At 43.8% G+C, this 19457-nt stretch carries 26 protein-coding genes and 2 pseudogenes; 17 read left to right on the forward strand and 11 right to left on the reverse strand.

The window, feature by feature from the left end:
- The first annotated feature begins 172 nt into the window (after positions 1 to 172).
- The 7 genes from F6J90_RS07505 (at position 173) to F6J90_RS07535 (ending at position 7292) form a co-directional block, all read left to right on the forward strand.
- Positions 173 to 1537, forward strand: a complete 1365-nt coding sequence (locus tag F6J90_RS07505) for a hypothetical protein (RefSeq protein ID WP_293091863.1) — start codon at positions 173 to 175, stop codon at positions 1535 to 1537.
- Between the two features lie 191 nt (positions 1538 to 1728).
- Positions 1729 to 2859 (forward strand): glycosyltransferase family 4 protein, encoded by a 1131-nt coding sequence (locus F6J90_RS07510; protein ID WP_293091864.1) that lies wholly within the window; start codon positions 1729 to 1731, stop codon positions 2857 to 2859.
- 362 nt (positions 2860 to 3221) lie between these two features.
- Positions 3222 to 4394 carry a glycosyltransferase gene (locus F6J90_RS07515; RefSeq protein ID WP_293091865.1) on the forward strand — a complete coding sequence of 391 codons (1173 nt, stop codon included), beginning with the start codon at positions 3222 to 3224 and terminating at the stop codon, positions 4392 to 4394.
- A 491-nt stretch (positions 4395 to 4885) separates the two neighbouring features.
- The gene (locus F6J90_RS07520) at positions 4886 to 5659 is read left to right on the forward strand and encodes a glycosyltransferase family 2 protein (protein ID WP_293091866.1); all 774 of its coding nucleotides are present in this window, start codon (positions 4886 to 4888) and stop codon (positions 5657 to 5659) included.
- A 224-nt stretch (positions 5660 to 5883) separates the two neighbouring features.
- Entirely contained in the window at positions 5884 to 6123 is a 240-nt protein-coding gene (locus tag F6J90_RS07525; protein WP_293091867.1) for a hypothetical protein, read from the forward strand.
- Positions 6120 to 6746 (forward strand): YdcF family protein, encoded by a 627-nt coding sequence (locus tag F6J90_RS07530; RefSeq protein ID WP_293091868.1) that lies wholly within the window; start codon positions 6120 to 6122, stop codon positions 6744 to 6746. Before F6J90_RS07525 ends, F6J90_RS07530 begins: the two co-directional genes overlap by 4 nt.
- Positions 6747 to 7121: 375 nt before the next feature.
- Complete coding sequence (locus tag F6J90_RS07535) at positions 7122 to 7292, forward strand: hypothetical protein (protein WP_293091869.1); 171 nt, start codon at positions 7122 to 7124, stop codon at positions 7290 to 7292.
- 111 nt (positions 7293 to 7403) lie between these two features.
- Here F6J90_RS07535 and F6J90_RS07540 read toward each other — a convergent pair whose 3' ends face one another.
- Both F6J90_RS07540 and F6J90_RS07545 read right to left on the reverse strand, forming a co-directional pair.
- Positions 7404 to 7643 carry a four helix bundle protein gene (locus F6J90_RS07540; RefSeq protein WP_293091870.1) on the reverse strand — a complete coding sequence of 80 codons (240 nt, stop codon included), beginning with the start codon at positions 7641 to 7643 and terminating at the stop codon, positions 7404 to 7406.
- Between the two features lie 400 nt (positions 7644 to 8043).
- A complete protein-coding gene (locus F6J90_RS07545) occupies positions 8044 to 8199 on the reverse strand; it encodes a hypothetical protein (RefSeq protein ID WP_293091871.1) in 156 nt (51 codons plus the stop codon).
- A 389-nt stretch (positions 8200 to 8588) separates the two neighbouring features.
- Between F6J90_RS07545 and hpsU the strand changes: the two genes are divergently transcribed.
- Positions 8589 to 9176, forward strand: a complete 588-nt coding sequence (gene hpsU, locus F6J90_RS07550; protein ID WP_293091872.1) for a hormogonium polysaccharide biosynthesis acetyltransferase HpsU — start codon at positions 8589 to 8591, stop codon at positions 9174 to 9176.
- A 240-nt stretch (positions 9177 to 9416) separates the two neighbouring features.
- On the opposite strand, the gene F6J90_RS07555 is transcribed toward hpsU, so the two are convergent.
- The 3 genes and pseudogenes from F6J90_RS07555 to F6J90_RS07565 all read right to left on the reverse strand — a co-directional run bounded on the left by F6J90_RS07555 (position 9417) and on the right by F6J90_RS07565 (position 10572).
- A complete protein-coding gene (locus tag F6J90_RS07555; RefSeq protein WP_293091873.1) occupies positions 9417 to 9623 on the reverse strand; it encodes a 2-oxoisovalerate dehydrogenase in 207 nt (68 codons plus the stop codon).
- Positions 9592 to 9903, reverse strand: coding sequence for a hypothetical protein (locus tag F6J90_RS07560; RefSeq protein WP_293091874.1), 312 nt, complete (start codon positions 9901 to 9903; stop codon positions 9592 to 9594). Before F6J90_RS07560 ends, F6J90_RS07555 begins: the two co-directional genes overlap by 32 nt.
- Positions 9904 to 10209: 306 nt before the next feature.
- Positions 10210 to 10572: pseudogene (locus F6J90_RS07565) on the reverse strand (four helix bundle protein).
- A gap of 259 nt (positions 10573 to 10831) precedes the next feature.
- Here F6J90_RS07565 and F6J90_RS07570 point away from each other — a divergent pair.
- On the forward strand, positions 10832 to 11053 hold the full coding sequence (locus F6J90_RS07570) for a hypothetical protein (RefSeq protein WP_293025377.1): 222 nt from the start codon (positions 10832 to 10834) through the stop codon (positions 11051 to 11053).
- 39 nt (positions 11054 to 11092) lie between these two features.
- Here F6J90_RS07570 and F6J90_RS07575 read toward each other — a convergent pair whose 3' ends face one another.
- Positions 11093 to 11245: a hypothetical protein gene (locus F6J90_RS07575; RefSeq protein ID WP_293091875.1), complete on the reverse strand. Its 153-nt coding sequence runs from the start codon at positions 11243 to 11245 to the stop codon at positions 11093 to 11095.
- A gap of 22 nt (positions 11246 to 11267) precedes the next feature.
- Here F6J90_RS07575 and F6J90_RS07580 point away from each other — a divergent pair, with 22 nt between their 5' ends.
- Positions 11268 to 11477, forward strand: coding sequence for a hypothetical protein (locus tag F6J90_RS07580; RefSeq protein ID WP_293091876.1), 210 nt, complete (start codon positions 11268 to 11270; stop codon positions 11475 to 11477).
- On the opposite strand, the gene F6J90_RS07585 is transcribed toward F6J90_RS07580, so the two are convergent.
- Positions 11443 to 11778, reverse strand: a complete 336-nt coding sequence (locus F6J90_RS07585; protein WP_293091877.1) for a XisI protein — start codon at positions 11776 to 11778, stop codon at positions 11443 to 11445. The two genes, F6J90_RS07580 and F6J90_RS07585, sit on opposite strands and share 35 nt — an antisense overlap.
- Positions 11779 to 11917: 139 nt before the next feature.
- On the reverse strand, positions 11918 to 12079 hold the full coding sequence (locus F6J90_RS07590; RefSeq protein WP_293091878.1) for a hypothetical protein: 162 nt from the start codon (positions 12077 to 12079) through the stop codon (positions 11918 to 11920).
- A gap of 2 nt (positions 12080 to 12081) precedes the next feature.
- Between F6J90_RS07590 and F6J90_RS07595 the strand changes: the two genes are divergently transcribed.
- The 4 genes from F6J90_RS07595 (at position 12082) to F6J90_RS07610 (ending at position 13215) form a co-directional block, all read left to right on the forward strand.
- Positions 12082 to 12285, forward strand: a complete 204-nt coding sequence (locus F6J90_RS07595) for a hypothetical protein (protein ID WP_293091879.1) — start codon at positions 12082 to 12084, stop codon at positions 12283 to 12285.
- 97 nt (positions 12286 to 12382) lie between these two features.
- Positions 12383 to 12562 (forward strand): hypothetical protein, encoded by a 180-nt coding sequence (locus tag F6J90_RS07600; protein ID WP_293091880.1) that lies wholly within the window; start codon positions 12383 to 12385, stop codon positions 12560 to 12562.
- Between the two features lie 6 nt (positions 12563 to 12568).
- Entirely contained in the window at positions 12569 to 12811 is a 243-nt protein-coding gene (locus tag F6J90_RS07605) for a DUF2281 domain-containing protein (RefSeq protein ID WP_293091881.1), read from the forward strand.
- Positions 12811 to 13215: a type II toxin-antitoxin system VapC family toxin gene (locus F6J90_RS07610; protein ID WP_293091882.1), complete on the forward strand. Its 405-nt coding sequence runs from the start codon at positions 12811 to 12813 to the stop codon at positions 13213 to 13215. Before F6J90_RS07605 ends, F6J90_RS07610 begins: the two co-directional genes overlap by 1 nt.
- A 173-nt stretch (positions 13216 to 13388) precedes the next feature.
- Here the strand turns inward: F6J90_RS07610 and F6J90_RS07615 are convergent, their stop codons facing one another.
- The 3 genes from F6J90_RS07615 to F6J90_RS07625 all read right to left on the reverse strand — a co-directional run bounded on the left by F6J90_RS07615 (position 13389) and on the right by F6J90_RS07625 (position 15139).
- Positions 13389 to 13571, reverse strand: coding sequence for a hypothetical protein (locus F6J90_RS07615; RefSeq protein ID WP_293091883.1), 183 nt, complete (start codon positions 13569 to 13571; stop codon positions 13389 to 13391).
- A gap of 79 nt (positions 13572 to 13650) precedes the next feature.
- Positions 13651 to 14109 carry a peptidoglycan-binding domain-containing protein gene (locus F6J90_RS07620; RefSeq protein ID WP_009149902.1) on the reverse strand — a complete coding sequence of 153 codons (459 nt, stop codon included), beginning with the start codon at positions 14107 to 14109 and terminating at the stop codon, positions 13651 to 13653.
- Positions 14110 to 14644: 535 nt separating this feature from the next.
- Entirely contained in the window at positions 14645 to 15139 is a 495-nt protein-coding gene (locus F6J90_RS07625; RefSeq protein ID WP_293091884.1) for a hypothetical protein, read from the reverse strand.
- A gap of 290 nt (positions 15140 to 15429) precedes the next feature.
- Between F6J90_RS07625 and F6J90_RS07630 the strand changes: the two genes are divergently transcribed.
- The 3 genes and pseudogenes from F6J90_RS07630 (at position 15430) to F6J90_RS07640 (ending at position 19374) form a co-directional block, all read left to right on the forward strand.
- Complete coding sequence (locus F6J90_RS07630) at positions 15430 to 15723, forward strand: hypothetical protein (protein ID WP_293091885.1); 294 nt, start codon at positions 15430 to 15432, stop codon at positions 15721 to 15723.
- A 360-nt stretch (positions 15724 to 16083) separates the two neighbouring features.
- Positions 16084 to 17307 (forward strand): annotated as a pseudogene (locus F6J90_RS07635) (transposase).
- A gap of 555 nt (positions 17308 to 17862) precedes the next feature.
- A complete protein-coding gene (locus F6J90_RS07640) occupies positions 17863 to 19374 on the forward strand; it encodes a reverse transcriptase domain-containing protein (RefSeq protein WP_293091886.1) in 1512 nt (503 codons plus the stop codon).
- Positions 19375 to 19457: the final 83 nt, after the last annotated feature.

Genomic DNA, 19457 nt, shown 5'->3' on the forward strand with positions numbered 1-19457 from the left:
TTTATCGCTTCTCATTTGTTCTCTTGTCTTTTTTTTTTTTGTTTTTTTTTGTATTTTTTTTTTTTTTTTTTTTTCCTACTCCCTACTCCCTACTCCCTACTCCCTACTCCCTACTCCCTACTCCCGACTCCCTACTCCCTACTCCCTACTCCCTTTATTATAGTTTTGATTAATGACTGATTCTGTAGGGTTTCCCGAAGCCCTTGTCCCTATTTATGTCATGGCTTCAAGCCTACTTTTTATCTTAGTCATTGAAGCGTTTTTATTCAAAGACAAACGAGCTTGGAGTATTCCCGCCTTGGCGGTGTATGCCACTATTGCAGCCTGGTATTTTATAGAACTAATTTACACACCTGAAAACTTCATTCATTTCCCTTCAGTAATTATCGAAGACTGTTATTGGCAAATTATTATTTTTTTAGTAAGTTTTCGCCTATTAATTCCTTACATTTTTCGCAAATTTATAAAAAAATATCATACTGTTTTTAAATTTACTGCCTTTAATCCTGAGCAACTTTTAATGGTTCTAGCCTTCGTCTGGCTATGTTTATTAGGATATGGTGTTAGCCGTCTCAACGGCGATATTTTCACTGCTTTATTTCCAATTGCAGCTCGTACTGGACGGCAAATGTGGGGTCGGGCTGCTGCTGCTGGTGGTAATGGATTTATTATTTCTTCCGCCGGTTATGTTTATACCCTAGTTTGTGCATTTTTTGGCGTGCTTTTACCCCTACCAATGCGCCGTAAATTTAAGACGTTAAATATTTTAATTATTCTAATTACACTGCCATATTTTATTTTTTTGGGAGCCCGAAACAATCTTCTGGCTGTAGTTTTACCAGGGTATTTTAGCTATGCATTATTTTCCCAAGACAAGGTTTGGAGGAAGGCTTTAATTAGCATCGTGACGTTTTTAATTATTAATCAAGTCATGACCTTGATTATTACTTATCGCAACACTGGTTTTACGGAATTATTTGCTGCCGATAGTGGACTGCAAACAGAAGAATTATCAGAAACCAAGCACTTGGGATTAAATATGCTAGAAGAGCTATGTTATATCAATCAATTTTATCAAGAAGGAAGCCTAAAATTAACTTACGGAGGTCGCTATTTAGCAGAAGCAGCTAATATAATTCCTAGAGCAATATGGCCTAATAAACCTCTAATTGGAATTGATTATGCTATCTTACGGGGATTTGGTGGTGCTGATAATGACATTGGGGTATTTGCTACTATTTCAACTGGATTAATTGGACAAGGATTTTTTAATTTTGGTCCTATATTTGGACCAATGGGTGCGGCGATTTTAATGGCTAGTTGGGCAAGTTTTATGGGGAGACTCTGGGCACAGCAATTTTCCACCCTGCGCTTAGGATTATTTCTGATTTGTTTGGGGCTGACGTTTAACTTAGGTAGAGAATTTACCCTACTCGTATTATGGCCAGCTTTGTTTGGATATCTGTTTGTGCTTATGCTAGAACGCTACGGATCCAAAAAATCTAAGGGAAGATTTATGTCTACATCTAATTTATAGCGTTTGGATCTAGGTTGTAAACGCAAGTATTGCCGAAAAAGGCATGCATGCTAGAGGCAAAAGGCAAGAGGGGAAAGAGATCCAGAGTTTTATTGTCCAATCAAAAAAGACCTTTTATATTTACATCTCAAATACAAACGCTATATCTGATTAAAACAGAATTTAACTCTATATATTTTTCTCTAAATCAAGTGCTCAAAATCGCAGTATTGTTTACTAACTATGGCCCCTACCATATTGCCCGTGTCAGTGCTTTGCACCAGCACTGTCATCAAATAGGCTGGAATGTGATTGGCATAGAATTAGCAAGATCCGAAGCTGAATATGCCTGGAAAGCTAACTTAAACAATATTCCTTTTGCGCTAATTTCTATTGTTAAAGACCGGCAGCGAGAGGATGTAAAAACTCATCAATTACTCCCAAAACTTTATTCTACCCTAACGAACGTTCAGCCTGATGTGGTGGTGATTGCTGGCTATTTTGGATCAGCTATGATTGCTACTTTAGTATGGAGTTTATGGCACGGTAAACTACCAATTCTGCTTTCGGAGACTACAGAAAGAGATTTTCCTAGAGCCTGGTGCCGTGAAACCTTAAAGCGCTGCATAATTAAACCGTATAAATCTGCTTTAGTGGGGGGCCAACCACAAAAACGTTACTTGATAAAATTAGGACTACCTAAGGAAGCAATTTTTTGCGGCTATGATGTCGTAGGGAATGATGCTTTCTATCCCGATAAAATTAAATCTCTGGCACCTCCTTTAAAAAAGCCCTACTTCCTGACTATCAATCGCTTTATCCCTAAGAAAAATCTCCCTTTTGTAATTTCAGCCTACGCTACCTATCGCCAACTAGCAAAAGACAGGGCTTGGGAGTTAGTCCTGTGTGGGGATGGTTCAATGCGCTCTCAAATTGAGCAACAGATTAAAGACTTAGGGTTGACTAAGTTTATTCATCTGACTGGTTTTTTACAACAACAAGAACTTCTGCCTTATTTTGCTCACGCTGGCTGCTTTATCCATGCTAGTACTCACGAACAATGGGGATTAGTTGTGAATGAAGCTATGGCGGCTGGCTTACCAGTATTAGTATCTAATCGCTGTGGATGTTTTGAAGATTTAGTAGTTGAAGGGATTAATGGATTTGGTTTTAATCCCTATGATAGGGAACAGCTAACTAAGTTAATGTTCAAGGTAAGTTCAGGGAAAATTGACCTAGACAATCTCAGTCAAGCCGCCCTGGAACACATCCAGAAATTCTCTCCCGACTATTTTGCTCAAGGGTTGATAAATGCTGTTGAATACGCCTTAGCTAATCACTAAGTAAGCTATCAGCTATCAGCTATCAGCTATCAGCTTACGGCGGTTTGCATACCTATCAAGTACACTGGATTTTCTCCCTCTTCCCTCTTCCGAACGCGCCCCGCGTGGCCCACGGCCTCAGTCCCTGCTCCCATTAACCCAAGAATTTGTACCTGACTGAATTGCAAACCGCCGTATGCGCTACGGCTGACAGCTGAAGGCTGAATGCTTACATCACTAAAGCGGTTTCTCGCCTAATGAGGTATAGCACTAGAAGCAAAGCTTAGGACATATTTCTTTTCCCTGCTCCCTACTCCCTGCTCCCTGCTCCCTAAAACCGAAAAATTTGTACCTCATTTAATTTAAAACCGCTATAATTACTGATGAAACTTCTGATTGTTATTCCTGCTTTAGGGGCTGTTTATGGGGGTACATCTAAATGCGTAGTGGAACTAGCTCAAGCATTGGGTAACTTAGGCATTACTGTTGACCTAGTAGCCACTAATGCTAATGGTTCTGAGGTTATAGAAGCCCCTGTCAAAACCTGGTTACCTAAAACTAATTATCGCCTGCAGTTTTTTCCTTACAAAGGGATGGGAGACTACAAATTTAGTTTTTCTCTGAGTAAGTGGCTATTCCAACACATCAGCGATTATGACTTAGTCCAAACTAATGCGATTTTTTCAGTTCCTAACCTAGCTGCTTACTGGGCTTGTCAATGGTATAATATCCCTTATGTTATCATTCCCCACGGCATGCTTGACCCTTGGGCACTTTCCTATAAAGCCTTAAAAAAACGTATCTATTACAACCTATTAGAAAAGCCTGCTCTCCAAAATGCTAGCGCACTGCAAATGCTAGCCTCTACGGAAGCGGAACAAATTAAACCCCTCAAGCTCAAAACTCCTGTTACTATTGCCCCTAACGGCATCCACCGTCAAGACTTTGAACAACTCCCTAATCCTGAACTTTTTTATCAACAGTTTCCAGCTACTCGTAACAAAACTCTGATTCTCTTCTTAGGACGTATCGACCCCAAAAAAGGATTAGACTTGCTAGCCACAGCCTTTGGTAAGATACACTCTAAATTTTCCCATACTCACCTAATTATTGCTGGTCCTGATAACATTGGTTTCTTACCTACAGCTAAAGACTACTTTGCTAACGCAGGTTGTTTAGATGCTGTTACCTTTACAGGGATGTTAACAGGCTCTCTCAAATATGCTGCCCTTGCTGCTGCTAGTATTTATGTTGCCCCTTCCTATTCTGAAGGGTTTAGTATGTCTGTGTTGGAAGGTATGGCTTCAGGTTTACCTTGTGTTATTACCACAGGCTGTAATTTTCCAGAAGCTGCTACGGCAAAAGTTGCCCATGTAGTTGATATTGATGCTGAGGCTATTGCCAATGCTTTAACCCAGTGTTTGCAATTTCCCGAACAAGCCAAAGAGATGGGAACTCGCGCTCGTCAACTTATCTTTGAACAATACACCTGGGATTCCATAGCCAAAAAACTGATTCAAGTTTATACAGCTATCATCCATAATCAACCTATATAGCATTTTTAGTTGAGATGTAAAGATAAGATTGATAAAAAAAGGGAACAGGGAACAGGGAACAGGGAACAGTAGTCAAGATATCCAAGGAGTTTTTGGTGTTACGCTAAATCAGCATTGGTTTTAATGATATATTTATAAATGCTATATAAACTTGCATGTACATATCCCTATCTCTGGAAAGCAATGTTGTGTTCTAGCAGATTATAGCGCTACGCGCAAGGCAATAGGCAATAGGCATGCTAGCAATAGCTGATGATAATAGCTTTTGCTGCTTTTATAAATGTCCTAACCTTAATGCGTAGTGCTATAAGTCAGTTTTAATTAACTTAATTCAGTTACAGCGTTTTTCATAGCTATCAGGTACACAGGATTTTTACCTATTACCTATTACCTATTACCTATTACTTATTACCTATTACCTATTACCTATTACCTGCTCCCTAAAATCCAATAATTTGTACCTCAACCAACTGAGAACTGCTGTATATAAAATGCTAGAAAAAATTACCCCACTCATTCTCACCTACAACGAAGCGCCCAACATCCAACGTACCCTTCAACAGCTTACTTGGGCAAAGACAATTGTTGTAATTGATAGTTACAGCACAGATGAAACTTTAGAAAGTTTAGATTCAATTCCTCAAGTACAAGTCTTTCAAAGAAAGTTTGATTCCTTTGCTGCCCAGTGTAATTATGGACTAGGAAAAATAGCATCTGAATGGGTACTATCCCTAGATGCTGATTATGTTTTAACAGATGAGCTAATCAGTGAAATACAAACCTTTGAAACAGAACCTGACGTAAACAGTTATAGTGTTCGATTCAAGTATTGTATCTTTGGAAAACCTTTGCATGGTACTTTATTGCCACCAAGAAAAGTACTCTACAAAAGAGAAAAAGCAACTTATCAAAATGATGGTCATGCACATCGAGTTATTGTAGATGGCAAATCAGCAACACTCTCTTCCTATATCCATCATGATGACCGCAAACCTTTAAGCCGATGGTTGTGGGCCCAAGACCGTTACATGATAATTGAAGTCAAAAAACTAACCCAGACTCCAGATAATGAAATTAGTTTAGGTGACAAAATTCGCAAACAAAAAATTATTGCTCCCTTTATTATCCTATTTTACTGTCTGATTCTTAAGGGCGGAATTTTCGATGGTTGGCATGGTTGGTATTATGCATTTCAACGGATGCTAGCGGAAACTCTGTTATCGATTCGGTTGATTGAATTTGAAAAACTAAAATATAAACTTTAACCATTGTAAAATCGGGAATTGAGAATGAAGAATGAAGAATGAAGAATGAAGAATGAAGAATTGAGAATGAAGAATTGAGAATTAAGAATTTAGAATTTAGAATTTAGAATTTAGAATGTAGAATTTAGAATTTAGAATGTAGAAGGCAGAATGTAGAAGGCAGAATGTAGAATCGGGAATCGGGAATCGGGAGTGTGGGGCGGGGGCGCGGGGAGTGTGGGGAGATGGGGAGATGGGGGGAACCCTCAAGACCGGACTGGATCCCCAAGACTCTTCTACTCCCTGCTCCCTACTCCCTACTCCCTGCTCCGAAGTCCCTACTCCCTACTCCCTGCTCCCTACTCCCTGCTCCCTACTCCCTACTCCCTACTCCCTACTCCCTACTCCCTACTCCCTACTCCCTACTCCCTACTCCCTGCTCCCTACAACTCAACCTACGGGAAAATCCTTGTATTGAGCCATGAAACGAAACTTATCTTCACGCCGACGTTTCACCAATAAACCTGGCTTTGGCTACCCTCGCAAAACCCTACGCAAAATGCGGGCGGTATTTACCGTTACCATCCTATGTATTGCTCTTAGTTTTATTCCCATTCGCTTAGGGGTCGCCCATCTCCAATCCCCCACTCCTCAGGTGATTCTGACCCTCGGTGGAGATATCACACGGGAAAAATTTACAGCTGAGTTTGCTCAGCAACATCCTAACCTTGATATTTGGGTCTCTTCTGGACAGCCCACCCCACAAGCCCAAAAGGTCTTTCGGGAAGCAGGTATTCCTGATCAACAAGTACATATTGATCGGCGTGCTATCGATACGGTGACCAACTTTACCTCCCTGGTTCAAGATTTCCAAACCCATGACATCCACCATGTCTATCTAATCACCTCAGACTTTCACATGCGTCGGTCGATTGCGATCGCCTTCTTTGTTTTCGGCAGTCACGGTATTGCCTTCACCCCTGTGGCCATTCCTTCCCAGCGGCCCGAGGAATCCTGGCTGCGAGTGGCACGGGATGTAGGGCGCTCGGTCGTTTGGATTATCACTGGTCATAGTGGGGCGAGTCTTCATTATTATTTGAGAGCATGATTGGGGAAAGGGAGTAGGGAGTAGGGAGTAGGGAATAGGGAGTAGGGAGTAGGGAGTAGGGAGTAGGGAGTAGGGAATAGGGAATAGGGAGTAGGGAGTAGGGACTTCGGAGCAGGGAGCAGTGAAGTCAGAAGATTTAAGAGGGGTGATTCAGTACCTTTTATGCTAAATTGATAGTTAAAAAACTCAGAAAGCTTACGGTAAAAAGGAAATTAGGGTATTTACGGCGGTTTGCATAACTATCAGGTACACAGGATTGTTTTCCCTCTTCCTTCTTCCCTCTTTCCTGCTCCCTGCTCCGAAGTCCCTGCTCCCTAAAAACCTAGGAACTTTGTCCCTAACTGAATTGCAAACCGCTGTAACTAGCCTAATTCTATGAATACGGTCTCTTTCCCCTGGTCCGAAGCTCCCTTGGCCAAAGTGTTTACGGCGGTTTGCATAACTATCAGGTACACAGGATTGTTTTCCCACTTCCGACTTCTCTGCTCCCTACTCCCTGCTCCCTACTCCCTACTCCCTGCTCCCTACTCCCTACAATTGCTCTAGCTTTCTAATCAGAGCAATAATCATTCGACTTTCCTCTTTGAGTAAAGAAACAATCAATTCTATGTCTTCTTGCTTAGATAGTCCTACTCTAGAGGATAAAATAAGATGTGTTTATAATTCATTAATTGACCCTTGGGCAATATTAAGAAATCTGATGTACTCAGGGGTTGACCTTCTCCCATATCCCTCTGCTATGTTTGCTGGAATAGATACCGCAGCTCTCCTAATTTGTTGAACCATACCGTATAATTCATCTTTAGGAAAAAATTTAGTTAATAAATAACATTTTTCGGCTATATCCATGGCTTTTTGCCAAATTAGTAAGTCTTTAAAATTATTAATGTTTGACATTTACAGGGGTTTGGAATTCAGTTAGGTAAAAAGTTGTTGGTTTTTAGGGACTTCGGAGCAGGGAGCAGGGAGTAGGGAGTAGGGAGTAGGGAGTAGGGAGTAGGGAGTAGGGAGGTTTATTTGTGTTGCTATATAGCCTTGATCATAGCTATGAAGTACACATTATTTTGTCCCTCTTACCTCTTTCCTCTTCCCTCTTTCCTGCTCCGAACGCGCCCCGCGTGGCCTACGGCCTCAGCTCCCTTTTCCCTACTCACTATACTAACCTATATAAATTTGCCAAAAGTCCCTCTGCTCCCTGCTCCGAAGCGGGTGCATCTCAGTTTTGAAATTAGGCAAAAATTCGGGCGAAAATCCCCACATTCCCTACACTTCCCACACTCCCCACACTGGGAGCAGGTCAAATTTGCTGAAACATTATAGCGGTTTTTAAGCTAGTAAGGTACAAGTTTTTGGCTTTTAGGGAGCAGGGAGCAGGGACTTCGGAGCAGGGACTTCGGAGCAGGGAGCAGTAAAGTCGGAAGAGGAAAGAGGTAAAAAGTTTTGTGTACCTCATTAGGCTAAAAACCGCTATAGTACTATTTTCCAGTAGAGCAAGCTTAAACCCGGGGGCTATAGATAATGTACAAATATTCATCCTGGACATGCTCCCCCTATTACCTATTACCTTCCCCTCCTGGGAGGGGTTAGGGGTGGGTTCCTATTACCCATTACCTATTACCCATTACCTATTACCTTAGTACACATGTTCTGCATAAGTGACATGCTCCCCCCCACACTCCCCACACTCCCCACACTTCCCTTGTTTTTTACAAATATGAGATGCACCCTCCGAAGCTCCCTATTCCCTATTCCCTACTCCCTGCTCCGAAGTCCCTATTCCCTATTCCCTACTCCCTACTCCCTACTCCCTACTCCCTAAAACCCAGAGATTTGTAGTACCCCATGAGTATAAAAATTGCTATAGAATTAGCCCCCTTAGTAGATTTAAGCCAATACGACTCATCTCGATTTGACCGAGGGCGTCCCAGCTGGTTAGTCTTAATCTGGTGGTTGGTGCAAGCGATCGCTTTTCCCTTAAGTCTTCATAACTTCAACGGTTTCCGCCGATGGCTGCTCCAACTATTTGGAGCCAAGATTGGTACTAATGTCATCATTCGACCCACTGCTCGTTTTACTTACCCGTGGAAAGTAGAAGTTGGTGACTACAGTTGGATTGGGGATGATGTAGTGTTCTACAGCGTCGATCGGATTCGCATTGGTAGTCACTGCATTATTTCCCAAAAATGTTACCTCTGTACCGGTAGTCACGATATCAAAGACCCAGCCTTTGGTTTAATCACAGCTGAGATTAATGTTGGTAACGGAGCCTGGATTGCTACCGATTGCTTCGTTGCTCCCGGTGTCCACATTGGAGCCAATGCGGTAATTGGTGCTCGCAGCAGTGTTTTTAGTAATATCCCGGAGCAGCAAGTATGCTGGGGGACACCAGCGCGTGCTCGGTATCGACGGGAGGTAGGGAGTAGGGAGTAGGGAGTAGGGAGTAGGGAGTAGGGAGTAGGGAGTAGGGAGTAGGGAGTAGGGAGATAGGGAGTAGGGAGTAGGGAGTAGGGAGTAGGGAGATAGGGAGATAGGGAGTAGGGAGTAGGGAGTAGGGAGTAGGGAGTAGGGAATGTGGGGAGATAGGGAGATGGGGAGATGGGGAGATGGGGAGCTGGGGAGATGGGGAGTGAGATATTTGAGAAATGCAGTAGTGGTAAACAATTCGTGATTTTAGATCCTGTTACCTTTACCAGACCGTAGCGAAACCACTACATCTTTATCACTACCTTCAAAATGACATTGAACAGCATCTCGAACCATCGTTTTCAGCTCATCTAAGGTGTCTGCTTGAGTAAATATAGATTCTCCTAAAGCTCTGGCCGTATAACCCCCTTCCGGATCTTCCTCAACCAAAAACACAACTTCGCTGATGTTCATGACTCCCCCGTTGTTGTCTATCGTTATTATGGCATAGGGAGCAGGGAGTAGGGAGTAGGGAGTAGGGAGTAGGGAGTAGGGAGTAGGGAGTAGGGGAGCTGGGGAGTAGGGAGTAGTAGGGAGTAGTAGGGAGTAGTAGGGAGTAGGGAGTAGTAGGGAGTAGTAGGGAGTAGTAGGGAGTAGGGAGTAGGGAGTAGGGGAGCTGGGGAGTAGGGAGTAGGGAGTAGGGACTTCGGAGCAGGGACTTCGGAGCAGGGATTAGCCAATAGCCAATAGCCAATAGCCAAGAGTGAAACAATCCCGTGTACCTCATGAGTCCTAGAAACGCTATAACTTTTTTAAAGTTATAGCAACCGAAGTATGGTTTAGGACGTACTATTTTAGTGTAAAGGAACAGGTAGCAGGTAATATAATTACGGCGGTTTGCATAACTATCAGGTACAGAAGAGCCGATTTTTTTGCTCTTCCCTCTTACCTGCTCCCTACTCCCTGCTCCCTACTCCCTTATTCAACTAAAAAATTTTTTTGAATACGGCCTCTTTCTACTACTCCCTACTCCCTACTCCCTACTACTCCCTACTCCCTATCATTGCTCTAGCTTTCTAATCAGAGCAATAATCATTCGAGTTTCTTCTGTGAGTAAAGAAACAATCAATTCTATATCTGTTTGCTTAGATAGTCCTACTCTAGAAGATAAAATAAGATGTGTCTCTAATTCATTAATTGACCCTTGGGCAATATTAAGAAATCTGATGTACTCAGGGGTTGACCTTCTCCCGTATCCCTCTGCTATGTTTGCTGGAATAGATACCGCAGCTCTCCTAATTTGTTGAACCATACCTTATAATTCATCTTTAGGAAAAAATTTAGTTAATAAATAACACTTTTCGGCTATATCCATGGCTTTTTGCCAAATTAGTAAGTCTTTAAAATTATTAATATCTGACATTGATGGCAATTCTTATTTGGGTGAGGTAGATTTTTTTAGGGAGTAGGGAGTAGGGAGTAGGGAGTAGGGAGTAGGGAGTAGTAGGGAGTAGGGAGTAGGGAGTAGGGAGTAGGGAGTAGGGAAGAGGGAAGAGGAAAGAGGAAAGAGGGAAGAGGGAAGAGGGAAAAAATCCTGTCTACCTGATAGTTAAGAAAAACGCTGTATCCCTATGCTGTCACAATCCTGAAAAAAAAGCAAAATCGGTTCTTCAGTACCTTTTATGCTAAATTTACAGTCAAAAAACTTAGAAAGCTTACTGTATAAGAAAAATTCTGCGATTCAACTCACAAAAAATTGTGAATACGGACTCTTTCCATTACTCCCTACTCCCTACTCCCTACTCCCTACTCCCTACTCCCTATTCCCTCTGATAGTTATGAAAAATGCTGTATCCCTATGCTGTCACAATCCTGAAACAAAAGCAAAATCGGTTCTTCACTGATGGCAATTCTTATTTGGGTGAGGTAAAAATTCTTGGGTTTTAGGGAGTAGGGAGCAGGGAGTAGGGAGTAGTAGGGAGTAGGGAGTAGGGACTTCGGAAGTCGGAAGTGGGAAGAGGGAAAAAATCCTGTCTACCTGATAGTTGTGAAAAACGCTGTATCCCTATGCTGTCACAATCCTGAAACAAAAGCAAAATCGGTTCTTCAGTACCTTTTATGCTAAATTTACAGTCAAAAAACTTAGAAAGCTTACTGTATAAGAAAAATTCTGCGATTCAACTCACAAAAAATTTTGAATACGGGCTCTTTCCATTGCTCCCTACTCCCTACTCCCTACTCCCTACTCCCTACTCCCTACTCCCTACTCCCTACTCCCTACTCCCTATTCCCTTCAACCCACCGCAAAATCACTATACTGACGCATAAACGGAGTATGAAAGGCTAAAACAATATCATACTTAGGAATTCCCACATCAGTAAGCTCATTAGCAACACCATATTCCGTCCCATCATATTGAATCCAAATCTTGTCATTGATAATATCAATGTGAATCAAGCAGCCATAGACACGGCGATGCTCTTCCCAACCCACACTGAATATTTGATAGTGGTCGTTTTCTAGATCAAACGAAGTATAGCGGTCTATGTCACCAAACGAAGGTTTTATCTTGCTGTAATCGGTCAAAATTTGCTTAATGGCTTGACGATACTGGTTTAATTTATCCATTGCACAATTACCTCCTGCTTAGGTTCGAATACTAACAGAAACTGGGAAAGAGAGGGGGGAGTGTGGGAAGTGTGGGAAGTGTGGGAAGTGTGCGGGCAGATGGAACAGGCAAGAGGCAAGACGCAAGAGGGATATGTAATTAGCGATCGCGTAAATCTAAGGTTAATATCAGGTCCATGATCACGGTTCCAGAGCCAACGGTTTGAGTATAGCAATTAGAAGGGAGTAGGGAGTAGGGAGTAGGCAAGAGGCAAGAGGAACCCACCCCTAACCCCTCCCAGGAGGGGAAGGCAAGAGGCAAGAGTGTGGGAACTGTGTCTTGAGTGCAACGGTTTTTGGAGTAGGGAACAGGGAACAGCGGATCTGGGAACAGGAGGAAGTGTGCGGTCAGTGCAATGGTTTTATCAACTGTGCGGCCAGTGCAACGGTTTTTTGATTAGGCAGCAGGGAGCTGAGGCCGTAGGCCACGCTAAGCGAACGGAGCAGGGGGGAGTATCAGAACTGTAAGCCCAGTGCAACGGTTTTCAAAACTGTGCGGCTAGTGCAACGGTTTTGTGATCACTATTGATAGGAAAAGGGACTTCGGGGGGGGAGTTTCGGAACAATGTGCTCAGTGCAACGGTTTTCTCAACTGTCGAAAGTCTGGGGATATGGGGAGTCAGCTCAGCCTTCCCTCTTGCCTCTTGCCTCTTGCCTCTTGCCTCTTGCTTCTTGCCTACTCCCTACTCCCTACTCCCTACTCCCTACTCCCAGCTACAATAAAGTGGACTATAGTTTAAGGTAATAAATCATGGATGCTCCTACTGCAACTAGGGAAGAGCTGTTTGTAAAATGGCAAGCGCTACCACCTGTATTCCAGCAGCAGGTATTAGACTTCATTGATTTTCTGTTGGGCAAGTATGGACAGCAGCAGTCTGAAACTACTCCTCAAAAGCAGTTACGTCCATATGGACTCTGTCTAGGCCAGTTCAAAGTCCCAGATGATTTTGATGCCCCGTTGCCAGATGAGATTCTAGACGGGTTTGAGAACTAGTGAAAATTCTGTTAGATACGCATATTTTCCTATGGTTCATCAGTGGCGACACTATGCTATCGACAGATGTTCGAGACATCATCCGCGACCCAGATAACGAAGTCTACTTGAGTGTTGTTTCAGTTTGGGAGGCAATAGTCAAGTATCAACTGGGTAAGCTACCATTGCCAGAGCCACCAGATAAGTTTTTGCCAAACCAGCGTCAACTTCACCAAATTGCTAGTCTCGACCTTGATGAAGGTAGTGTTACTCAGTTATCAAAATTGCCCCTGATCCATCGCGATCCCTTTGATAGGATGCTGATCAGCCAGGCTTTGGAGAAAGGTTTGACACTAGCAACTGTGGATCGAGAAATCCGCGCTTACCAACAAAACCTGCAGTTGAAAGTCCTCGACGTTAAGTAGAGGGATCATAACAAATGACCGGATTGATCCGGTCGTCTTTTTGATTGCTAACTTTTCTAAAGTATTTGATCTACCCTAGCATTTTCAGTTGAGATGTGAAACAATCAAAATGCTAGAGAGGTATCTGTGTAATTAAAGCATACACAAAGCGAGCAGTATATTTGATATTTGTGTCAATTTTTCCTTGACGAAGGATTAATCAATAGGGAATTGAGAATTAAGAATTGAGAATTAAGAATTGAGAATGCGCGAATCGGGAATCGGGAATCGGGAATCGGGAATCGGGAATCGGGAATCGGGAATCGGGAATCGGGAATCGGGAATCGGCAAGAGGGAAAACTGATCTGACTCCCCATCTCCCCATCTCCCCATCTCCCCATCTCCCCATCTCCCCATCTCCCTACTCCCTACTCCCTACTCCCTACTCCCTACTCCCTAATAACGACGCCGGGAGACACTAGCTTCACCCAACTTACGCCAGGTATGCCAGCCAACTACTCCATCCACTTTCAAACGGTTGTTGCGTTGGAATTGAGTTACACCTAGGTAGGTATATCGGTCAAAATTGGCGTTAAATTTAACAATGGTGTAGCCCAAGCTAATTAGGATCTGCTGCAAAAATCGTACGGCGTCACCATTGTTACCAGGAGTCAGCACTGGCATAGTCACAGTAGTAATTGTGTCAAGGGTTAGGGATGGTGGGTTATAGGGAGGATAGGGAGGATAGGAATGTTGGGCGTCAACGTTGATGACTTCTTTTGGGCTTTCCATGGATGGGGCGGTTGCCATCCCTAGGTCTTGATTGTCCATAGTTTCTGGTGAATTCGTCATGGATTGGTCATCCGCCATCATGGTTTGGGCGGGATTTGGGATTGGTATTTCGGAGTTTTTCATGATTTGTCCTGAAGTTGTGAATAGGTTTTGCGACTATTAAGGGTTTTCAATTGGGTAGGGAGTAGGGAGTAGGGAGTAGGGAGGTAAGCATTCAGCTATCAGCCCTCAGCCGTCAGCTAATCAACGGTCGGTAGTAACCCATAACCGAGTCAAACTTTAATGAGATGCACGCGATTGACCTTTGGTCACGCTACGCGAACACGTTTTTGATAGCGATCCTCTGGTTATAGGGTTTTTCAGATCGTAAGTATTCAGCTAAAGGCCTTTGGCCACGCTACCGAAACAGTTTATGCCCATAGCGCACGCTACACCGAACAACTTGTGAATAAAATAAGCTGACGGCTGAATGCTTACCTCATACCTATGAAGTACACAGGATTTTTTCCCTGTTCCCTCTTTTTTGCCTAAACTCCAAAATCTACCTCAACCAATTGAGAACTGCGATAGATCTAGTCCAGACCGATTGAGCAACCGAAAAAAGATCGAACAATTATTGGTTTCTTTTTCCGTTATACTCAATTAAGCTGTCTGACCTTCAATTTATAACCGCTATTGTATGCTTCAGGAATTTCAGATGGTATTTCGGCAAAAGCTTCCTTTGTTTTTCTGTTGAATAACCCGTGACTATAGGAATTTTCAATGCTAGAAGAAAAATACCTCTCTGGACAGGTGATACTACAGCGGATCTGGGAATAGGGAGTAGGGAGTAGGGAGTAGGGAGTAGGGAATTTAGAATGCGCGAATTTAGAATGCGCGAATTGGGAATCGGGAGTCGGGAATCGGGAGTCGGGAATCGGGAATCGGGAATCGGGAGTCGGGAGTAGGGAATCGGGAGTCGGGAATCGGTGGAAGAGTATGGGCTGTGGTGGAAAAATGCGATCGCATCTAGCTGTGGTAGGAAAATGCGATCGCATCTAGCTGTGGTAGGAAAATGCGATCGCAGATAGCTGTGGTGGGAAAATGCGATCACATCTAGCTGTGGTGGGAAAATGCGATCGCACATAGCTGTGCTAGGTAAATGCGATCGCACATAGCTGTGCTAGGTAAATGCGATCGCATCTGGCTGTGGTCAGGAAAATGCGTTCCCGTAGCGTGACCTTAGGTCAATCGCACATAGCAGATGGCTGTGGTCGGTAAATCCGTTCCCGTAGCGTGACCTTAGGTCAATCGCAGATAGCATCTAGCTGTGGTCGGTAAATGCGTTCGTGTAGCGTGACCTTAGGTCAATCGCAGATAGCAGATGGCTGTGGTCGGTAAATGCGTTCGTGTAGCGGCTCCAAAGGAGCATCGTGTAGCGGCTCCAAAGGAGCATCGCGTAGCGTGACCTTAGGTCAATCGCACTTACTATTCCCTGTTCCCTGTTCCCTGTTCCCTGTTCCCTGTTCCCTGTTCCCTACTCCCTACTCCCTACTCCCTACTCCCTACTCCCTCACAAAATTGTTACAAAAATTTTCAAAATATGTTATAATAGCGCGATTTTTATGCTATTATATAAAAGGGAACACTAAAATTTTATTAGTGAAGAGCCAGCCTACAGATGTTAGAGCGTTAAGGGCTGGCTCTGGGTCCCCCACTCAAAAGGAGATAAGTGAAGAGCCAGCCCACAGATGTTAGAGCGTCACGGGCTGGCTCTGGGTCCCCCACTCAAAAGGAGATAGTTTCATTATGTCGTACAGTCAACGCCTATACCCATGGGCAATCGTTCGCTTATTACAAAAATCCCCGATACCCGAAAGCCCCGTCACAAAGCGAGCGGGTCAGAAGTTACCGCAAGAATAGGGCAGCCTTTATGGTTGGGAGGCTTGGCTGAAAAGGTTTAAAACTTTATCATTAAGGCTGCCCTATTCTAAGGTCTCGTCTCCGGGATGAAGGGTCGCAGCGGTCTTTAGCCGCCGTGAAAAAGATTTGATTTTGAGTTGACAGTTTTCGCTAGATGTGTTAGCGTAACAATCTAACATAAGAGGTCGATTTCTGATGATCATAATAGAGTTTAAAGCCTACGGGAAACCCTTTCAATATCAAGCAATAGACGAAGCGATTCGGACGGTTAAATTCATCCGTAATAGCTGCATTCGTTTATGGATGGACAATAAAGGAACAGGCAAATACGACCTTAGTAAATATTGCAAGATACTAGCTAAGCAATTCCCTTTTGCTAATGAACTAAACTCTACTGCTCGACAAACTGCGGCTGAAAGGGCATGGTCATCAATTTCTCGCTTTTTTGAAAACTGCAAGAAAAAGGTGCCTGGGAAGAAAGGTTTTCCCCGCTTTCAAAAGCACTGTAGGTCGGTTGAGTATAAGCAATCAGGATGGAAACTTTCCCCTGACAAAAAGTCAATCACCTTCAGTGACAAGAAAGGAATCGGAAAGCTGAAACTCAAAGGTACTTGGGACTTGTGGCGCTTTGACAAGAAATTGATAAAGCGAGTTCGCATTGTAAAAAGGGCTGATGGGTACTACGTTCAATTTTGCATCTCTGTCGATGTGAATGAACAACTAGAACCCGCAGATGCCACCGTAGGATTGGATGTAGGACTAAAAGAGTTCTACACCGATTCTAGGGGGAACACTGAACCAAACCCCCGTTTTTACAGGGCTGGGGAAAAGAGATTAAAATTCTATCAATGTCAAGTTTCTCGCAAAAATAAAGGCTCATCTAACCGTAAGAAAGCCGTTAATAAATTAGGCAGACAGCATCTTAAAATAAGTAGGCAGCGTGTTGGCGTTGGCGAAGCCTGCGCGTAGCGCATAGCCTGCGCGTAGCGCATAGAACATGCCAAGAGACTGGCACGTTGCGTAATCCGGTCTAACGACCTGGTCGCCTATGTTCGCGCAGCGTGCCGAAGGCAAGATTTGAGAGTGAAGAACCTGGTCAAAAACCATTGTCTAGCTAAATCTATTAACGATGCAGGTTGGTATCAATTTAGAAAATGGTTAGAGCATTTTGGTAAAAAGTTTGGCAGAGTCACCGTTGCGGTAAATCCTGCCTATACAAGCCAGAACTGCTCAGAATGCGGCGAGGTCGTCAAGAAGTCACTATCAACCAGGACTCACGTCTGTAAATGTGGCTGTAAATTAGACCGCGACCACAACGCCGCAGTCAACATTTTGAAAAAAGCCTTGGGTACGGTGGGGCACACCGGAACCTGGATCATTGATCCGAACTCTTGTGGAGGTGCGGCTCGTTCTAAGTAGGAGCCTCCAGTGATTGGAGGGGTATGACTTAGGGGATTCGCGGGAATTGTTCCCGAAATCCTAACTATTTATCGGATGGTGGTGAAAACCCACCCCTTGAGGAGACAAGTGACACCCTATCTGGCCACACCGAGCAAGCGGCATCTTGCAGAGTGACGCTGGCACCAGGGCGGAATTAGGGCTAAAGCAGATAGGCTCCCTACCGCTAATGGGAAGACGACACGGGTAGATTAACGAAAGTCCTTAAAAAGTGTCTAAAGAGTAAGCCGCAATCTGGGAACCACATGGTGCGGACGTCATCCTTTCATTCTCACAGCGTTCTTTCCACGATAGCTGTAAACTCCGAGAAGAGGATAGGCAAATTGGACTGCCCTAAATCGTCATAACAATCTGATCAATGGAACGAGTAAAAACGACAGCAATTATGGGTCTGAGGAATGGTCGAATCCTCGGTAAGTTATGCCAAATCTAATCCCCACTGTCGGGTAGGATGTGCTCGTAAACTGGGCACGGGTATCCAGAGTACACAAATTCTAGGAGAGTATGGGTAGACGCATGTCAAACAGATATAGCGACCTCTGGAAAAGTCAGAAGTGGAAGAAACTCCGCCAAAACCTTTTCCGCCTACAAAAACGAGTGTATAAAGCGGTTCGAGATGGTGACTTGAAGAAAGCGCGGTCTCTACAAAAACTGATTCTGAAATCCCGTTCAGCACAGCTTTTGGCAGTCCGTCAAGTGACACAACTAAATAAAGGGAAAAAGACGGCTGGAGTAGATGGCTTGTCAAGCCTCTCCTACAGACAGCGTGTCAAGTTGGTAGAAACATTGAACGATTGTGCCTCTGACTGGAGACATAACCGACTTCGTGAAATCCCTATCCCTAAAAAGAATGGGAAAGTAAGAATGTTGAAAATACCAACCATCGCTGACCGAGCCTGGCAATGTCTAATTAAATATGCCCTAGAACCAGCCCATGAGGCCACGTTCAGTGCCCACAGTTATGGTTTCAGAACAGGCAGATGCGCACAAGATGTGCAGAAACGCCTCCAACTACATCTGAAATCGGATGCTAAAGGCATAACAAAAAGGATTATCGAACTAGACATTAAAAAGTGTTTCGACCGTATATCACACTCCTCCATAATGGACAAAGTGATTGCCCCGGCAAAGATAAAAGTGGGAATATTCCGATGTCTAAAAGCCGGAATAAACCCAGAATTTCCGGAGCAGGGCACCCCTCAGGGAGGAGTCGTGAGTCCCTTACTAGCCAATATCGCACTTAACGGAATAGAAGAAATTCACCCCAGTCTGCGGTACGCAGATGATATGGTGATAATTCTAAAACCAAATGACAACGCTGAAAAGATACTGAATAAAATCAAAGTCTTTTTGGCAGAGCGTGGGATGGAAATCAGTGAAGAAAAGACCAAGCTAACTAAAACGACAGACGGATTTGACTTCCTGGGGTGGAATTTCCGCGTCCAGAAAAACGGAAAATTTCGGTCAATTCCCTCAGTGGAAAACCACCGAAATATACGAAAGAAGATTAAAGCCGTAGTCAACAGCTCGAATTTTGGTGCTGAAGTAAAAGCCCAAAAGCTAGCCCCTATCGTGCGAGGCTGGAGAAATTACCACAAGAACTGCGATATGAGCAGTTCCCGGGACTCCTTATGGTTCATCAACAACACTGCCCACCGAAAGTTCCGAAAGGAAAAGAAAGTAAGTCGGTATAGAGCTGATGAGCTATGCAAAAAGGGATTCCCGAAGGTAGGTTACAAACAAAACCAGCATGTAAATGTAAGGGGGACTAAGTCACCTTACGACGGTGACCTAGTCTATTGGAGTAATCGAAACTCACGATTATACTCTGATGCTACCTCAGAAGCCTTGAAAAAGCAGAAACAATCCTGTGGATTCTGTGGGTTGAAATTCTTAGAAGACGAATCTGTACACCTTCATCACATAGATGGAAACCACGACAATTGGAAACCTAAGAATTTATTAGCAGTCCACCAAAGCTGTCATCAACAGATACATTGGAGCACTCCGAAAGGAGAGGATATCTAGGAGCCGTGTGAGGCGAAAGCTTCACGCACGGTTCTGAAGGAGAGGTGCTCCCCTTAATAGGGGACATCGACTCTAACAATCAA

This window comes from Moorena sp. SIOASIH (genome assembly GCF_010671925.1).
In the GTDB taxonomy this organism is placed as follows: Bacteria; Cyanobacteriota; Cyanobacteriia; order Cyanobacteriales; family Coleofasciculaceae; genus Moorena.

Excerpts from the sequence above, each read along its gene's own strand:
- hpsU (WP_293091872.1), top strand. The coding sequence starts at position 8,589 with ATGAGTATAAAAATTGCTATAGAATTAGCCCCCTTAGTAGATTTAAGC.
- F6J90_RS07585 (WP_293091877.1), bottom strand. The coding sequence starts at position 11,778 with ATGGATAAATTAAACCAGTATCGTCAAGCCATTAAGCAAATTTTGACC.
- F6J90_RS07620 (WP_009149902.1), bottom strand. The coding sequence starts at position 14,109 with ATGAAAAACTCCGAAATACCAATCCCAAATCCCGCCCAAACCATGATG.
- F6J90_RS07520 (WP_293091866.1), top strand. The coding sequence starts at position 4,886 with ATGCTAGAAAAAATTACCCCACTCATTCTCACCTACAACGAAGCGCCC.
- F6J90_RS07515 (WP_293091865.1), top strand. The coding sequence starts at position 3,222 with ATGAAACTTCTGATTGTTATTCCTGCTTTAGGGGCTGTTTATGGGGGT.
- F6J90_RS07600 (WP_293091880.1), top strand. The coding sequence starts at position 12,383 with ATGTGCTCAGTGCAACGGTTTTCTCAACTGTCGAAAGTCTGGGGATAT.
- F6J90_RS07555 (WP_293091873.1), bottom strand. The coding sequence starts at position 9,623 with ATGAACATCAGCGAAGTTGTGTTTTTGGTTGAGGAAGATCCGGAAGGG.
- F6J90_RS07570 (WP_293025377.1), top strand. The coding sequence starts at position 10,832 with ATGCTAAATTTACAGTCAAAAAACTTAGAAAGCTTACTGTATAAGAAA.
- F6J90_RS07545 (WP_293091871.1), bottom strand. The coding sequence starts at position 8,199 with ATGAGGTACACAAAACTTTTTACCTCTTTCCTCTTCCGACTTTACTGC.
- F6J90_RS07505 (WP_293091863.1), top strand. The coding sequence starts at position 173 with ATGACTGATTCTGTAGGGTTTCCCGAAGCCCTTGTCCCTATTTATGTC.
- F6J90_RS07580 (WP_293091876.1), top strand. The coding sequence starts at position 11,268 with ATGCTAAATTTACAGTCAAAAAACTTAGAAAGCTTACTGTATAAGAAA.
- F6J90_RS07605 (WP_293091881.1), top strand. The coding sequence starts at position 12,569 with ATGGATGCTCCTACTGCAACTAGGGAAGAGCTGTTTGTAAAATGGCAA.
- F6J90_RS07535 (WP_293091869.1), top strand. The coding sequence starts at position 7,122 with ATGAATACGGTCTCTTTCCCCTGGTCCGAAGCTCCCTTGGCCAAAGTG.
- F6J90_RS07640 (WP_293091886.1), top strand. The coding sequence starts at position 17,863 with ATGTCAAACAGATATAGCGACCTCTGGAAAAGTCAGAAGTGGAAGAAA.
- F6J90_RS07530 (WP_293091868.1), top strand. The coding sequence starts at position 6,120 with ATGAAACGAAACTTATCTTCACGCCGACGTTTCACCAATAAACCTGGC.
- F6J90_RS07540 (WP_293091870.1), bottom strand. The coding sequence starts at position 7,643 with ATGTCAAACATTAATAATTTTAAAGACTTACTAATTTGGCAAAAAGCC.
- F6J90_RS07525 (WP_293091867.1), top strand. The coding sequence starts at position 5,884 with ATGGGGAGATGGGGGGAACCCTCAAGACCGGACTGGATCCCCAAGACT.
- F6J90_RS07615 (WP_293091883.1), bottom strand. The coding sequence starts at position 13,571 with ATGGGGAGTCAGATCAGTTTTCCCTCTTGCCGATTCCCGATTCCCGAT.